Source organism: Actinomycetospora atypica, assembly GCF_042653685.1.
Lineage (GTDB): Bacteria > Actinomycetota > Actinomycetes > Mycobacteriales > Pseudonocardiaceae > Actinomycetospora > Actinomycetospora atypica.
The window spans coordinates 152,731-166,851 of record NZ_JBHSIV010000005.1 but is presented as its reverse complement, the minus strand read 5'-3'; the positions used below and the strand labels follow the sequence as shown (position 1 = coordinate 166,851).

The 14,121-nt window shown below is 75.4% G+C and carries 19 protein-coding genes; 8 read left to right on the top strand and 11 right to left on the bottom strand.

Annotated elements, in window-relative coordinates:
* Positions 1-183: a hypothetical protein gene (locus tag ACFPBZ_RS06805; protein ID WP_378035263.1), complete on the bottom strand. Its 183-nt coding sequence runs from the start codon at positions 181-183 to the stop codon at positions 1-3.
* A gap of 77 nt (positions 184-260) precedes the next feature.
* Between ACFPBZ_RS06805 and ACFPBZ_RS06800 the strand changes: the two genes are divergently transcribed.
* Positions 261-1,064, top strand: a complete 804-nt coding sequence (locus tag ACFPBZ_RS06800) for a PrsW family intramembrane metalloprotease (protein WP_378035262.1) — start codon at positions 261-263, stop codon at positions 1,062-1,064.
* Here ACFPBZ_RS06800 and ACFPBZ_RS06795 read toward each other — a convergent pair.
* Positions 1,052-1,957 (bottom strand): hypothetical protein, encoded by a 906-nt coding sequence (locus ACFPBZ_RS06795; RefSeq protein WP_378035261.1) that lies wholly within the window; start codon positions 1,955-1,957, stop codon positions 1,052-1,054. The two genes, ACFPBZ_RS06800 and ACFPBZ_RS06795, sit on opposite strands and share 13 nt — an antisense overlap.
* Positions 1,958-3,019: 1,062 nt before the next feature.
* On the opposite strand from ACFPBZ_RS06795, the gene ACFPBZ_RS06790 reads away from it, so the two are divergent.
* Entirely contained in the window at positions 3,020-3,406 is a 387-nt protein-coding gene (locus ACFPBZ_RS06790) for a nuclear transport factor 2 family protein (RefSeq protein ID WP_378035260.1), read from the top strand.
* Here the strand turns inward: ACFPBZ_RS06790 and ACFPBZ_RS06785 are convergent.
* Positions 3,394-3,837: a nitroreductase family deazaflavin-dependent oxidoreductase gene (locus tag ACFPBZ_RS06785; protein WP_378035259.1), complete on the bottom strand. Its 444-nt coding sequence runs from the start codon at positions 3,835-3,837 to the stop codon at positions 3,394-3,396. The two genes, ACFPBZ_RS06790 and ACFPBZ_RS06785, sit on opposite strands and share 13 nt — an antisense overlap.
* A gap of 191 nt (positions 3,838-4,028) precedes the next feature.
* On the opposite strand from ACFPBZ_RS06785, the gene ACFPBZ_RS06780 reads away from it, so the two are divergent.
* The 3 genes from ACFPBZ_RS06780 (at position 4,029) to ACFPBZ_RS06770 (ending at position 5,982) form a co-directional block, all read left to right on the top strand.
* Entirely contained in the window at positions 4,029-4,457 is a 429-nt protein-coding gene (locus tag ACFPBZ_RS06780; protein ID WP_378035258.1) for a nuclear transport factor 2 family protein, read from the top strand.
* Between the two features lie 75 nt (positions 4,458-4,532).
* Positions 4,533-5,057, top strand: a complete 525-nt coding sequence (locus tag ACFPBZ_RS06775) for a hypothetical protein (protein ID WP_378035257.1) — start codon at positions 4,533-4,535, stop codon at positions 5,055-5,057.
* A gap of 31 nt (positions 5,058-5,088) precedes the next feature.
* Positions 5,089-5,982 carry an alpha/beta fold hydrolase gene (locus ACFPBZ_RS06770; RefSeq protein WP_378035256.1) on the top strand — a complete coding sequence of 298 codons (894 nt, stop codon included), beginning with the start codon at positions 5,089-5,091 and terminating at the stop codon, positions 5,980-5,982.
* A 49-nt stretch (positions 5,983-6,031) separates the two neighbouring features.
* On the opposite strand, the gene amaP is transcribed toward ACFPBZ_RS06770, so the two are convergent.
* From amaP to ACFPBZ_RS06730, 8 genes are all read right to left on the bottom strand, one after another.
* Positions 6,032-6,604, bottom strand: a complete 573-nt coding sequence (gene amaP, locus ACFPBZ_RS06765) for an alkaline shock response membrane anchor protein AmaP (RefSeq protein ID WP_378035255.1) — start codon at positions 6,602-6,604, stop codon at positions 6,032-6,034.
* Positions 6,605-6,613: 9 nt separating this feature from the next.
* A complete protein-coding gene (locus tag ACFPBZ_RS06760) occupies positions 6,614-7,162 on the bottom strand; it encodes a DUF6286 domain-containing protein (RefSeq protein ID WP_378035254.1) in 549 nt (182 codons plus the stop codon).
* Positions 7,159-7,698: an Asp23/Gls24 family envelope stress response protein gene (locus tag ACFPBZ_RS06755; RefSeq protein ID WP_378035253.1), complete on the bottom strand. Its 540-nt coding sequence runs from the start codon at positions 7,696-7,698 to the stop codon at positions 7,159-7,161. Before ACFPBZ_RS06755 ends, ACFPBZ_RS06760 begins: the two co-directional genes overlap by 4 nt.
* Before the next feature lie 10 nt (positions 7,699-7,708).
* Complete coding sequence (locus ACFPBZ_RS06750; RefSeq protein ID WP_378035252.1) at positions 7,709-7,903, bottom strand: hypothetical protein; 195 nt, start codon at positions 7,901-7,903, stop codon at positions 7,709-7,711.
* A 53-nt stretch (positions 7,904-7,956) separates the two neighbouring features.
* Positions 7,957-8,433: a hypothetical protein gene (locus ACFPBZ_RS06745; RefSeq protein ID WP_378035251.1), complete on the bottom strand. Its 477-nt coding sequence runs from the start codon at positions 8,431-8,433 to the stop codon at positions 7,957-7,959.
* Complete coding sequence (locus ACFPBZ_RS06740) at positions 8,430-8,945, bottom strand: Asp23/Gls24 family envelope stress response protein (protein ID WP_378035250.1); 516 nt, start codon at positions 8,943-8,945, stop codon at positions 8,430-8,432. Before ACFPBZ_RS06740 ends, ACFPBZ_RS06745 begins: the two co-directional genes overlap by 4 nt.
* A 139-nt stretch (positions 8,946-9,084) precedes the next feature.
* Positions 9,085-10,254: a glycosyltransferase gene (locus tag ACFPBZ_RS06735; protein WP_378035249.1), complete on the bottom strand. Its 1,170-nt coding sequence runs from the start codon at positions 10,252-10,254 to the stop codon at positions 9,085-9,087.
* Positions 10,251-11,234: a glucosyl-3-phosphoglycerate synthase gene (locus tag ACFPBZ_RS06730; protein WP_378035248.1), complete on the bottom strand. Its 984-nt coding sequence runs from the start codon at positions 11,232-11,234 to the stop codon at positions 10,251-10,253. The genes ACFPBZ_RS06735 and ACFPBZ_RS06730 overlap by 4 nt, the downstream gene beginning before the upstream one ends.
* 64 nt (positions 11,235-11,298) lie before the next feature.
* Between ACFPBZ_RS06730 and ACFPBZ_RS06725 the strand changes: the two genes are divergently transcribed.
* From ACFPBZ_RS06725 to ACFPBZ_RS06715, 3 genes are all read left to right on the top strand, one after another.
* On the top strand, positions 11,299-12,252 hold the full coding sequence (locus ACFPBZ_RS06725; RefSeq protein WP_378035247.1) for a Gfo/Idh/MocA family protein: 954 nt from the start codon (positions 11,299-11,301) through the stop codon (positions 12,250-12,252).
* The gene (locus tag ACFPBZ_RS06720; protein WP_378035246.1) at positions 12,245-13,339 is read left to right on the top strand and encodes a zinc-dependent alcohol dehydrogenase; all 1,095 of its coding nucleotides are present in this window, start codon (positions 12,245-12,247) and stop codon (positions 13,337-13,339) included. The genes ACFPBZ_RS06725 and ACFPBZ_RS06720 overlap by 8 nt, the downstream gene beginning before the upstream one ends.
* Positions 13,340-13,447: 108 nt before the next feature.
* Entirely contained in the window at positions 13,448-14,113 is a 666-nt protein-coding gene (locus tag ACFPBZ_RS06715; RefSeq protein ID WP_378035245.1) for a DUF3159 domain-containing protein, read from the top strand.
* Positions 14,114-14,121 lie beyond the last annotated feature (8 nt).

Below are 14,121 nucleotides of genomic sequence, written 5' to 3'. Positions count from 1 at the left end.
TCAGGCGAGCCGGGACACGGCCTCGTCGGCGATCACGCGGGCGGGCGCCGAGAGCCGGCTCCACCGGGCGACCGAGGTGGTGCGCGTCCAGTCGGCCGCCAGCTCCGCCTCGGCCGTCGTCGCGCTCTCGGTGGCGCCGTCGGCGAGCCAGTCGGTCAGGGCCAGGAACTCCACGTCACGCATCGGCACTCACTATTCCACGTGGCGGCCGGTGGCCGGGCACGTTCCGGACGATCGTGGGCCCGCGCCAGAATGTGCCCGTGACGCAGAGCGGGGCGCCGACCCGGGTGGGGCGCCAGGTGTGGTTCGTGGTCCTCGTCGTCGGGATCGTGCTCTTCGAGCTGGTCCGCCGGACGCTCGTCGCGACCCAGAACCCCAACTTCCTGCCCTCTCTGATCCTGCTCGGCGCCGCCGTCGTCCCCGCGGCGTTCCTGACGTTCGTCGCCAGCCGGCGCCTGCCCACCGACCTCGGCGCCGGCCCGATCGCGATCACCGCACTGCTGGGCGGGGTGCTGGGCACGGTCGTCGCCGGCACCCTCGAGTACGACGCGCTCCAGCGCCTCGGGGCCCTGCCGATGCTCGTGGTCGCGATCATCGAGGAGGCCGCCAAGCTCGTCGTGCCCGCCGTGATGCTCGCGCTCCCCCGCTACCGGCGGGGACCGGCCAACGGCCTCGTCCTGGGGGTCGCCTCCGGCGCCGGGTTCGCCGCCCTGGAGACGATGGGCTACGCGGTGACCGTGCTGGTGAAGACCCGCGGGAACATCGCCGCGGTCGACGGCGAGCTCCTCCTGCGCGGCCTGCTCAGCCCCGCCGCGCACATGGCCTGGACCGGCCTCACGGCCGCCGCGCTCTGGTACGCCGCGCGGGGTCGCTCCGCCCGCGCGGCCGGGTGGTTCGTCCTCGTCTACCTCGTGGCGGTGGGGCTGCACACCGTGTGGGACTCGGTGGGCGGGGTGCTCGTCTACGTCGTGCTCGCGCTCGTCGCGTTCACGCTGCTGCTCCTCACGACCCGCCGGCTCACGCGTACGTCCCACCCGGGCGAGGCCTCGCGTCAGGCTCCGTAGACCCAGGTGATGGTCAGGGTGCCGTCGGCGGGACCGTCCGCGGCGAGTCCTCGCGTGGGGTTCGTGGCGGCGGGGCTGGTGTAGGAGCCCCCGGCCGAACCGCCCGCGCCACCACCCCCGCCGACCTTGCCGCCGCCGCCGCCCTGGCCCCCGCCCCAGCCGGCGCCCCCGCCACCGCCACAGCCGCCACCGGCGTCGCCGGGACCGCCCACCGTCCCACCGGCCAGGGCCGTCCCCGAGCCGCCCGGGTGGTTGTCCCCGTGGCCCGGCCCGGTCCCGTTGTCACCGCCCGCACCTCCCTTGCCGCCCCAGCCACCGTCGTCGGAGCCGGGGAAGATGCCCTGGGCGCCACCGCCGCCACCGCCGCCCGCGACGATGACGGGGGTCCCGTCCAGGCTGACCTCCGAGGCGCCCCCGCCCCCGCCGCCGTCGGTGCAGCCGGCAGCGCTGCCGGTCGCGGCCCCCACCCCACCGAGACCCGAACCCGGGGTCGTCCCGCCGGCCGCCCCCTGCGCCCCGACGAACGCGCTGACGGTCTGGCCGCCCGTGACCGACCAGGTCCCCGTGACGGCGGTGCCGGCCCCACCGTGAGCGGGGTTCGACTGGCCGCCGCTGCCGCCGCTGAGGGCGATCGTCATCCCCGTGGCGCCCTGCGGCACGGGGTAGGACACGGCCGAGCCGATGGACCGGCACCCGAGGGTCGTGGGCTGGGCCCAGTAGTCGCCGCCGGTCGTCCAGCAGCCGACCGGCGGGGCGGGCTGCAGCCCGCCGCCGACGCTGGCGGCCGCCTGGTCGTCGGGGCCACCTCCGGCACACGCGACGAGCACGGCGGCGCAGGCGGTCAGGCCCACGAAGGTGGTGATGGTCCGGGCGTGGGTGCGGGTGCTGGTCATGGCCTCGGCTCTCGTCCTGACCGTCCGGGGTGGAAGGTCCGTGCGAGAACCATGGACGGCCCGACTTCAAGGTCGCGCCAACCGATCGCGGCCCGAGGTGGCCCCGTGTTGGAGACGACTCGACCTTCGTCCCGTCCCGCCGAGGGATCGTCGGGCTCCGGTAGCTTCCGACCCTCCTCCGGGGTCGGACGTGAGCGCGGCGGGAAGCAGCACACGGCCGGGGACCTCGAGCGGTGGGGCAGGTCGCCGGCGTGTCCCGTCTCATCCGGGGGCCGGGGGCCCTGTCGACGAGGGGTCGGAGCGCATCGCCGAACTCGGCGGTCCGGGCGAGCGCCTCCCCGGGAGTCGACGAGGCCCCGATCGACCTGATCAGGTCGAGCAGCGCCTGCACGTCCCCCGCGCTGATCCGTCGGTCGGTGAGCCGGTCGCCGGCAGCGGCCACGGTGTCGACCGCGCGCTCGACCGCCACGGCGACCGGCAACCAGTCCTCGGCCGCCCGGGTGGGGTCGGACAGGGCGCGTTCCAGCTCCGCACGCCAGGTGTGGGCCTGCCGGTAGGACTCGTCGCGGGTGGCTGCCTTCGTGCTGTACGGCAGCGCGAGGTCGAGCTCGGCGCCCAGGTGCGCCGCGGTCGCGCCGGGTGGGACGGGTACCGACTGGGCCGCCGGCCCGTCGTAGTGCAGCGTCACCGACGTCGCGGGCTCCGTGGCCCCGAACGACTGCGGGGCCGACCCCTCGGCGGCACTGCTGCCGCACGCGGCGCTCGCCAGGGCGAGCGCGCCGGCCGCGGCGAGCAGACCGACGCGCCGGCACAGGTGCGCCGGGAAGGTCGAGGTGGACGGTGGGACGGGCGCAGCCATCGGGTGGCTCCTCGCTCGGGGCCGCTCTCCGGCCCGGACACCGACGACGGTGCGCCCCGGGGCCGCAAGTCGGGTCCAACGCGATTCCAACCCCGGGTGGAGCGGCAGGATGTGCCCGTGACGCGGAGCGTGGCGCCGACCCGGGTGGCACACCACCTGCCGGCTCACACGCACGTCCCCACCCCGATGAGGAGAGGTCCGCGATGTCGCTGCGGGAGCGCATGGAGGAGATGTTCACGCGCATGGTCGAGGCCAAGGACGCCTCGCTCGTGGACACCTACTACGACCCGGACTTCGTGCTGACCACCAACGGCCAGAGCCAGGACCTCGCCGAGTTCCGGGCGGGCCACGAGCGCGTCTACCCGACCGCGATCACCTACCGGGTGGAGTACGACGAGGACGCGTGGGTCGAGGCGGGGGACCGGCTGGCGGGGCGGCTCTGGATCACGATCGGCCGGCCCGGCGAGCCGGAGCGGCCGCTCGAGGTGGTGTTCGTCGCGACCTTCCGCGAGGAGCGGCTGCTGCGCCTGAACGAGCTGACCTGGCCGGACTGGTCGAACCTCGCGGCGTTCGAGACCTACGGCTCCTGACGGACCAGCCGGAACATCGGGATGACGCGGTCGGTCCTCGCCTCGTAGCCGGCGAAGGCCGGGCGCATCGCCGCCAGCCGCGCGTAGAGCTCGTCGCGCTCCGCGCCGGTCACCTCGACCGCCTCCACCGCGACCGTCTCGGTGCCGACCTCGACGACGACCCGCGGGTGTGCCTTGAGGTCGTGGTACCAGGCCGGGTGGTGCGGATCGCCGCCCTTGGAGGCCGAGACGACGAGGTCGTCCCCGTCGCGCAGGTACACCAGCGGGTTGACCCGCTCGATGCCCGTGCGCGCCCCGACGTGGTGGAGCAGCAGCATCGGCGCGCCGGCGAAGTAGCCGCCGACCTCACCGCCGTTCGCGCGGAACTCCTCGACCACCCTCGTGTTGGCCTCGACGATGCCGTCGTTCCACCGGCTCCACTCCTCGGTCATGCCGGTCTCCGATCTCGATGCGGTCGGCGGGTCCGGCGCGCTGCGCCCACCGTGCGGTGCGGCCCTCCAAGGGCCCTCCAACGACGGGCTCGGAGGCCTCGGCGGCGGCGCTGACGGGCGAGATCCACCGGTTGGAGCGCAGTTGGAGGACCGGGTGCCAGCGTCATGGCAACCCCGGACAAGGAGCACCCATGACGTCCCCGACGACGACCGACACCACCACCGACCGGACCCGCCGGTTCCTCACCGACTGGTTCGACCAGCTCGAGGCCACCGGCTTCGACGGGACGGTCTTCCTCGGCGCCCTGTCCGACGACCTCGTGTGGACCGCCACCGGCACCTCGCCCGTGTCCGGGACGTTCCGCGGCAAGCAGGCCTACATCGACGGGGTCTGGCGTGCGCTCGACAGCCACCTCGTGACGTGGCCGAAGGCCGAGGTGCAGCGCATCCTCGCCGACGGCGAGTGGGCCGTCGTCGAGTTCCACGGCGTCGGCGGCGTCGGCCGCAACGGGACCGACTACACGCTGCAGTACTGCTGGGTGGTGCGCGTCGTGGAGGACCGGATCGTCGAGGTCGTCGGCTACTACGACCAGGTCAAGGTCACCGAGCTCTTCGCCTGAAGGCCTGTCCCGCCGGCCTCGTGTGCTGAGCGGCTCACCCCTGCATCCATCGATCCCGATCACGAAGGACCACCCGTGCGCCCGTTCCACCCGGCCCTGGCCGCCGCCCTGGCCGCCACCGCCGCGCTGACCGTCACCGCCTGCTCGTCCGCCCCGAGCGGCCCCGCCGCCGAGGACCTCACCTCCTCGAAGAACTACTCGGTGACCCAGACCGTCACCAACGACACGCCGGTGACCCTGACCGTCGAGTCCGTGACCGCCGACAACGGCGGGACCGTCGTCCCCGGCTATCCCGGCACGATCGGCCCGGACTCGCCCGGGACCTTCAGGGCCACCAACGTCGGCAACGGCGTGCAGATGAAGATCACCTTCTCGATGAGCAACGGCCAGAAGCTGCTCGTCGACTCCGACGTGCCGCGCACGAACAACAACTGGTCGACCGCCACGCTCTCGGGTCCCGTGGCCGGGGTGTGCGCCACCGACCAGAACATCGGCATCAACGGGGGCGACAACCCCGCGGCGGGCTTCACCCTGCAATCCTCGAAGCCGGGGGACGAGTGCCCGCAGAGCGCCTCGAGCATCCCCGACGTCGGCCCCTGACCACGGTCGGCCCCGAGAGAGGACGGCACCGATGGACCAGCCCCCGGAGTACGTCAGTCAGATCGTCGAGACCTCCCGAGGGCCGGTCGAGTACGCCGAGGTCGGCACCGGCACCCCGGTGCTCGTCGTCCACGGCACGCCGGGCGGCGTCGACGCGGCCGCCCTCATGGCCCGCGTCCTGCCGCGCGAGGGGGTCCGGGCGATCCTGCTGTCGCGACCCGGCTACCTCGGCACCGCCCTCGACGGACGCACCATGATCGACGAGCAGGCCGACCTCCTCGCCGCGCTCCTCGACCACCTCGGGGTGGACCGGGCCGGCGTCTACACCTGGTCCGGGGGCGGCCCCGCCGGGTACCGGCTCGCGGTGCGCCACCCCGGGCGGGTCACGGCCCTCGTCGCGAACGCGGCCGTGAGCCAGGCGTACCACCTGCCCGACCAGGACCTCGCCACGCGGCTGATGTTCAGCACCGCTCCCGGGCAGTGGCTGCTGCGGGTGCTCGCCGCCCACCAGCCCGCGAAGTACGTCGAGGGTGCGCTCTCGGGCGAGGGCGACCTGACCCCCGCCCAGCTGGAGCAGCGGGTCGCGGAGGTCCTCGCCGATCCGGAGAAGCGGCGGTTCGTGCTCGACCTCGGACCGACGTCGGTGGCGGACGCCGCCCGCCGCGCGGGCTACCGCAACGACCTCGCCCGGTTCGCCGCGATCACCTCGCTGGAGCTGGAGCGGATCGCCGCGCCCACGCTGCTCGTGCAGGGCAGCGCCGACAGCGACCTCCCGCCGGAGCAGAGCGACTTCGCCGCCGCCACGATCCCCGGGGCCGAGCTGCTCACCCTCGACACCGGCACCCACCTCGCGCTCTACACCCACCCCGAGGCCGCCGCGGCCCAGGCCCGGGTGGTGCAGCACCTCACCGACGCGGCGCACTGACCTGCCGGGCGTCCCCGGCCCGCTCACGCGAGCGGGGGCCGGCCGCGGGTCAGTTCAGACGGGCGCTGCGGGCGTCGTCGAGGCGGAAGAGCACCTCGGCGGGCAGGGCCGGGAGGTCGAGGGCCTGCCGGAGCCGGGCGACGGCCTCGGTGTCGATGCGGCGGCGGACCTCGGTGATGTCGGCGGCGTCCTCCGTGCCGACGGTGAGGTAGAGCCGGGGCCGCTGCGCGGTGCCGGCCAACCGGGCCGACGCGCGGTGCACCCCGGGGTAGCCCTCGATCTCGTCGACCATCGGCGCGACGGCGTCCTGGGCGGACAGGGAGGTGCTGCCGCCGCTGGGGTCGGCCTCGAGGCGCCAGGTGCCGGTCTTGGCCTTGCGCTGGGTCTGGGCGAGCAGCCAGCGCAGGGCGAGCAGCCCGACGACCACCGCCACGACGACGGTCACGTACGGGACCCAGTCGGGCGGGGACAGCGACGACGGCGTCAGGGGCTGCTCGGGGGGGATCACCCGGAGGACCTCGAAGGCGGTGAGCAGGACGAACGCCGAGACGGCGAGCAGGACGACCGCCGTGAGCAGCAGCAGGGTGCGGTTGAGCCGGGCGGGGCGGTTCGGGCTGGCCATGGCCGGCTCCTAGGAGTTCTTGGCGGTGCGGGCGCGCACCCGCACGGAGGGGCGGGCGGCGGGGCCGATCTCGGCGAGACGCTGCTCGAGACGCTCGCGGACCTCGCCGGGCACCGAGGCGGGGTCGGCCGCGGCCACCTGCACGGTCGCGGTGACCCGCTTGCGGCGGGCGACGACGTCGGCGGACGTGACACCGGGGACGGAGCCCGCGGCGGCGGCGAGGTCCTTGACGAGGGTGGGGCGGCGGACGCCCGCGACGGCACCGGGCGTGCCGTCGTCGTCGACCAGCTGGCGCAGCGGCAGCACGGTGGGCTTGCCGGGGCGCAGCGCGGCGAACAGCAGCACCAGGCCCAGGATCGCGAGCACGATCGCCGCGGTGACGGTGCCGGCGCTCGACCAGGTCTGGGAGGACGAGACCTCCAGCAGCTGGGACAGCGACAGGAACGGCGTCCGCCCGAGCAGGGACTGGACGACGGCGACGACCACGAGCACGCAGATCGCGAGGATCAGCAGCGCGACGATCGTGGCCGGGATGCTGCGGCGGGGACGGCGGATCACGCGATCACCCGTCCCTTGCTGACCTTGCCGGCGGTGAGCGCGGCGATCGAGATGTCGACGCGGGTGACGGTGAGGTCGGTGAGGGCCTCGACGCGGTCGCGGACGTGGGCGCGCACCGCCTCGGTGGTGGCCCGCACCGAGGCCGGGTAGGCGACGGTGAGACGGACCTCGAGGACGGCGGTCTCGCCGCTGACCCGGGCGGTGGCGCGGGGGCGGCCGTCGCCGTCGTTGCTGCCCGCGGACACGCCGAGCACGCGGCGTGCGGCTCCGCCGACACCGTCGATCTCGCCGGCGGCGGCCACGGCCACCTTCTCCACGACGACGTCCTCGATGGACAGCGAGCCCCGCTCCCCCGCCGGCTCCTCGGCCGCGTGTCGGCCGGTCCCGGGGGTGGGGGTGTTCGCGGTGGAGGTGACCCGCTCGGTCACCGGCACGAAGGTCGCCGGCGCGGGCGGGATCACGGGGACCTGCCCCGTGGGGGTGTCGTCGGGGGCCGGTCCCGACCGGTCGTCGTCGTTCCCGAGGGGGGTGCTCATGGCGGCGGCCTCAGAGCCTGCTGCTGGAACGGCCGCGGCCGGTGAGGCCGTCGAGGTCGAGCTGGCCGTCGAGGAGACGGCCGACGAGCAGCCCGAGCGCGCCGAGGACCAGCACGATCAGGAAGGCACCGAAGCCCCCGAAGGCGCCGGTGACGCCGAGGACGAGCCCGACGGCCAGGCCGAGGACGGTGTTGGAGACAGGCATGGGACTCAACTTCCGGAAGGGGTGCGGACACGGCGTCCGCGGTGAGGGGTGGGTCAGGGCCGGGCGGGGTCGGGCTCGCCGGTGTCGATGTCGTCGACACCGAGGTGGACCGGCACCCCGGGCACGAGCGCGGAGACCGCGCCGCGGACCTGGGTCTCCAGGCTCCGCAGGGGCACGGGATAGGAGACGACCCGCACGGTGACCTCGGTGTCGGTGATCTGCACGCCGGCCACCCGGCGGCCCGGCAGGTAGGTCCCGACGGTGCCGAAGGGCCCGGCCGAGAGCCGGGAGACCGCGGCGCACGCCAGGACCGCGGCGGCGACCGGTTCGACGAGGGCGTCCGTGTCGCGCCCGATCGGCGCCGCGACGGCGCCGGCCGGGTCGAAGGTCGGCGGGCCCGCCGGGGCGGGACCGGGCACGGAGCCCGCGGTCGACGGCATCGGCCCCGGGCCGGTGGTGGCCGGGGCGACGCCGCCGTCGCCGGGCCGGGGACCGGACGAGGGCCGGTCTCCGGCGGGGGGGACGGTCACTGGACGCGGTTGACCGGGCGCGACGAGGTCTGGTCGTCGTTGTCGCTGCTGTTGTTGTCGTCGCTGGGCAGGTGCAGGTCGACGACGTTGATGTTGACCTCGACGACCTGCAGGCCGGTCATCTGCTCGATGGCGCCGATGACGTTGCGACGGATGGCGCGGGCCAGCTCGGTGATCGCGACGCCGTACTCGACGACGATCGTCAGGTCGACCGCGGCCTGGCGCTCGCCGACCTCGACCGACACGCCCTGCGTGGTGGACGCGCGGCCGCCGGGGATGCGCTCGGTGATCGCACCGAAGGCGCGGGCGGCACCGCCGCCGAAGCCGTACACGCCGGGCACCTCGCGCGCGGCGATGCCGGCGACCTTGGAGACCACCGCGTCGGAGATCGTGGTCTTGCCCTGCGAGGTGTCGAGCGGGTTGCCGGCGCCGCCGGACGTGGTGGACACGGCGGACCCACCGGTCGAGGCGCCGGTCGTCGAACCGGTGGTGGAGGTGGTGGGGGTCGTCATGGTGGAGCTCCCTCGGGAATCGGTGTCCCCTCCGGCCCGGTGCCGGGGAGATGGACCGGCCCGCCGGGGCGTTCCGGTCCACTGTCGGTTGGACGCGCCCCGCGCCCGATTCCTCTCGGTCGGTCTCCCGTGTCCCCCGTCACACCGCCGAGCGGACGGGGCCGCGGCGGACCGCGGCGCGCTCCAGGACCTCGTCGTAGAGCTCCCGGTAGCCCCGCGCCATCACCTCCGGCGTGAAGCGGCGCCGGGCCTCGGTGCGGCAGGCGTCGCGGTCGAGGGTCCGCTCGGCGCCCTCGGCCAGCAGGGCGGCGAGGGCGTCCTCGTCGTCCCGGCCGACCAACAGGCCGGTCCGGCCCTCGTCGAGCAGCTCGGGGAGGCACCCCCGGGCGTACCCGACCACCGGCGTCCCCAGGGCGAGGGACTCGACGATGCCCGTGCCGCCCGGCTCCTCCCACTGCAGCGGGCACAGCTGCGCGGACGCCGTGGCGACGAGGTGGTCGCGCTCGGCGCCCTGCAGCGTCCCGACCCAGCGGACGCGGTCGTCGTCGAGCAGCGGGGCGACCTCGTCGAGGAACCACCGGACGTCGGGGTGCTCCCGGGCCTGCGGGCCGGCGGCGGCGAGGGCGGCGGCGTCGCGGTAGGGGCCGACCGGGCCGGCGAGCACCACCCGGCGGCCCGTGCGGTGCGCGAGCCTCGCGGCGACGTCCTGGCCCTTGGCGGGCGTGAGCCGGGCGAGGACGACGAGGTGGTCGCCCGGGTCGGCGTCGGGGCCGGTCCGCGCGGCGAGGGGGGTCGCGAGGTGCACGTGCCCGAGCGCGTGGCGCCGGAGCGCGGCCGGGGCGCCCGCGAGCTGCGCGGCGGACACTCCGTTGACGTGGACCCGGCCCCCGCCGTCGAACGAGCCGTAGAGCTCCGGGTGCTTGGCGAGGTCCCAGTGCAGGGTGTGCAGGACGGGCACGCCGGAGTCGGCGTAGGCGACGAGCCCCCACGCCTCGAGGTGGGAGTGGACGAGGTCGACGTCGTCGCGGCCGCGGAGCTCCTGCAGGACCCGGTCGACGTGGGCGGCGGCCACGCCCATGACCCGGTTGTACGGCGCGGCGATGTCGGCGAAGCGAGGCCCGGGGAACGTCGTGATCTGCTCGTCGACCTCGAGGGTGCTGGTCCCCACGGTCGCGAGCACCACGCGGACCCCGAGTCGCCGCAGCTCCGGGATCAGGGTCGCGAGCACGGCCTCGATCCCCCCGTAGCCCTCCGGCGGCACCGGGAGCCAGGGCCCGGCGTCGATCAGGACCGTCGGACGGCCGGTCATCCCGCCACCGGGCGGCGCCGGTCGAGGACCTCGCGCAGCGGGGGGCGGTCCTTGACGGCGATGTCGGTCTCCACGATCTCGCGGTCGAGCCCCCCGACCCCCGGGACCGACGGGCGACGGAACTGCACCAGCGTCGACGTCTCCGGGGACCGCACGAGCACGCCCTGGCGCGCGAGCCGCGCCGAGGCCGCGAGCTGGATCTGCGCCGACATCCGCCCGAGGGCCTGCAGGTCGTGGTGGCGGTGCACGCGGACGCCCAGGTCGACCTGGGCCATCGCGTCGAGCCCGACCCGGTCGAGGACGTCGACGAGCATGCCCAGCTCCACCCCGTAGCCGGTGGCGAAGGGGATCGCCTCGAGGAGCTCGCGACGCGCGGCGAACTCGCCGGCCAACGGCTGGACGAACCCCGCCAGCTGCGGCCAGGCCAGGTTGAGCAGCGGGCGGGCGACGAGCTCGCTCACCCGGCCCCCGCCGTCGACGTCGACGACCCCGTCCCCGATCAGGGGCCGGTGGTAGAAGCCCTTGACGAACGCGATGCCGGGGTTGTCGAGCAGCGGGCCGAGGAGGCCGCTGACGAACCCGGGCTGGACGTCGTGCAGGTCGGCGTCGATCGCCACGACGAGGTCCCCGGTGCTCGCCGCGAGGCCCTTCCACAGCGCCTCGCCCTTGCCGTGGGCGGGCGGCATGTCGGCGAGGACCTGGTCCTGGTGCACGACGGTGGCGCCGGCGGACTCCGCGATCCGGGCGGTGTCGTCCCCGGACCGCGAGTCGACGACGAGGATCTCGTCGACCAGACCGGCCCGCTCGACGAGGGCCTCGCGGACCGTGGTGACGATCTGCCCGATCGTCGCGGCCTCGTCCCGCGCCGGCAGGACCACGCTTACCCGCTGCTCACCCTTCTGCTCGACCATACGGGCGACCGGCCACTGGTCCACTCGGCTCGTGCGATGAGCCAGCCAGCCACGTACCTGAGAGTGCATGCCTGGTGGTGCCCACTTCGACCGATCGGGTAGCCGCCACTTTGTGAACAATGAGCAGATTCGAGTGGGCGTCGTCGGCGCGGGCGGCGTGGCGCAGCGGCACGCCGGGGCCCTGGCCGCGATGCCGGACGTGACGCTCGTCGGGGTCACCGACCCCGACACCGCACGGGCCGAGGACCTGGCCACGACCGTCGGCACCACGCCCGCCCCCGACCTCGACGAGCTGCTGGCCCGGGGGGTCGACGCGATCTGGGTCTGCGTTCCGCCGTTCGCGCACGGCGAGGTGGAGGAGCGGATCGCGGCCGTCGGCGCGGCGATGTTCGTCGAGAAGCCGCTCGGGCTCGACGTCGCGACCGCGGAGAAGGTCGGCGCCGCGATCGCCACCGCCGGGGTGCCGACGTCGGTGGGCCACCACTGGCGCTCGTCGGCCGCCGTCGCCCGTGCCCGCGAGCTGCTCGAGGGCCGCACCGTCCACCTGGTCACCGCGACGTGGCTGGACAAGGTGCCGCCGGTGCCGTGGTGGGCCCGGCGCGGGTCGTCGGGCGGGCAGGTCGTCGAGCAGGCGGTGCACGTCCTCGACCTCGCGCGGCTGCTGGCCGGCGAGGTCACCGCGGTGCACGCCGTCGCCGACTCCGCGCCGCCTCCCGGCGGCGACGTCGACTCGGCCACCGCCGGCACCCTCCGCTTCGCGGACGGGGGCGTCGGGACGCTCGCCGCCACCTGCCGGCTCGCGTGGAAGCACCGCGCCGGCCTGGAGCTCTATGCCGACGACCTCGCCCTGACCCTCACCGAGGACGCGCTGACCGTCCGCGACGGCGACGGCACCCGGACGGTGGAGGTCGACCCCGCCGAGGCCCGCACCGCGGCCGACCGCGCCTTCGTCGACCACCTGGCGGGCCGCGCCCCGTCCGGGGCGGGGACGGTCGTCGACTACGCCGAGGCCCTGCGCACCCACCGCCTCGCGTGCGCGATCGCCGAGTCGGTCGCCTCCGGCGCCCCGGTGACGCTCGATGTCTGAGGCCGCCCGCGTCCTCGTCGTCGACGGTCCCGGCAGCGTGCGCCTCGTTCCCGACGAAGCGCCCGGTCCCCTGCCCGACGGCGGCTTCGACGTGCAGACCCGCTTCTCCGGGCTCTCCGCCGGCACCGACCTGAGCTGGGTCAAGGGCACCAACGCGATGCTCACCAGCGCCTGGGACGCCGACCTGGGTCTGTTCGACGACACCCGGCCGGGCCAGGGCTATCCCGTGCGCAAGGTCGGCTACATGCAGGTCGGCGAGGTGGTGGCCGCGGGACCCTCGTCGGGACGCGCCGTGGGCGACCTCGTCGCGATGACCTACGGGCACCGCACCGCGCACCGCGCCGACCCGGCGTCCGAGCGGGTGGTGGTCCTCCCCGCCGACCTCGACCCGGTGCTCGGGATCTACGCCGCCCACATGGGGCCGATCTGCGCCAACGGGGTGCTGCACGCCGCCGCCGAGGAGGGCTCCGACGAGCTCGACGGCGGGGTGCGCGGCCGCACGGTGGCCGTGGTCGGCGCCGGTGTGGTCGGGCTGCTCACGGGCCTGTTCGCCGCCGAGCTGGGTGCGGAGTCGGTGACCGTGCTCGACCCGACCCCCGACCGCCGCGAGGTCGCCGAGAAGCTCGGGCTCGCCGCCCGCGACCCCGACGACCCGCACACCGTCGCCGACCTCAAGCGCACCTGGCGCCACGGCCCCGGCGACCACGGGGCCGACGTCGTCTTCCAGTGCCGGGGACGGTCGGCCGCCCTCGCGACCGCGCTGCGCCTCCTGCGCCCCCAGGCCACGGTGATCGACCTGGCCTTCTACGCGGGCGGCGCCGACGACGTCCGCCTGGGCGAGGAGTTCCACCACAACGGGCTCGGGGTGCGGTGCGCGCAGATCGGGCGGGTGCCGCGCTCGCTGCGCGGCACGTGGGACCGCGACCGACTGTCGGCCGCGACGCTCGACCTGCTCGCCGCCCGCGGCGGCGCGCTCGTCGAGAACGTGATCACCGACCGGGTCCCCCTCGACGAGGCCCCCGAGCACCTGATCGCCCTCGCCGACGGGAAGCGCCACGCCGGGGTGCAGACCGTGTTCACCGGCTGAGCCGACGGGCTCGTCGTGCGCGCAGCCGGGGATCGGTGGGCCGTGGTTGTCCCGACCGGACCGGGCGAGGGTCGACGCCACACGCCCCCCGCATCGGAGGACCACCTCATGACGAACGACTCCGCCCCGGCCGACCGCCCCGAGGACGACCACCCGACGACGCTCTCCGCCGCGCTGCGCGGGAGCCTCGCGCGGTCCGGTGGTGTGGCGGGCATCCTCCTCGCCGCCGTCCCCGCCGTCGCGTTCGTCGTCGCCGACGCCCTCGGCGGGCTCGGCGTCGCGTTCGTGGCCCTCGCCGTGGCCGCGGTCGTGGCGTTCGGTGTGCGGCTCGTCCGCCGCGAGTCCCTGCGCAGTGCCGTGATCGGCCTCGCCGTCGCGGGCGTGTGCGCCGGCGTCGCCGCGTTCTCCGGCGAGGCCCGGGCCTTCTTCCTGCTCCCCACCCTGATCCCGGCCGCGCTCGGCGTGGTGTTCCTCGCCTCGGTGATCGTGCGCCGCCCGGTCACCGGGGTGCTGTTCAACCGGCTCGTCGGCGGGCCCACCGACTGGCGCGACCACGCCGCGCTGCTGCGCGTCTACACCCTCTCCACGCTCGCGGGCGTCGCGCTGCACGTCGTCAACCTCGGGCTGCGCGGCGCGGCCTACCTCGCCGACCAGCCCGCCGTCCTCGCGGTCCTCGGCGTCGCCGCCGTGCCCGCGTTCGCCCTGCTGGCCGCCGTCACGCTCGTCGCCGCCCGCCGCACGATCTCCACGGACCCGACCCCCGCCGTCGCCTAGACCCCGCC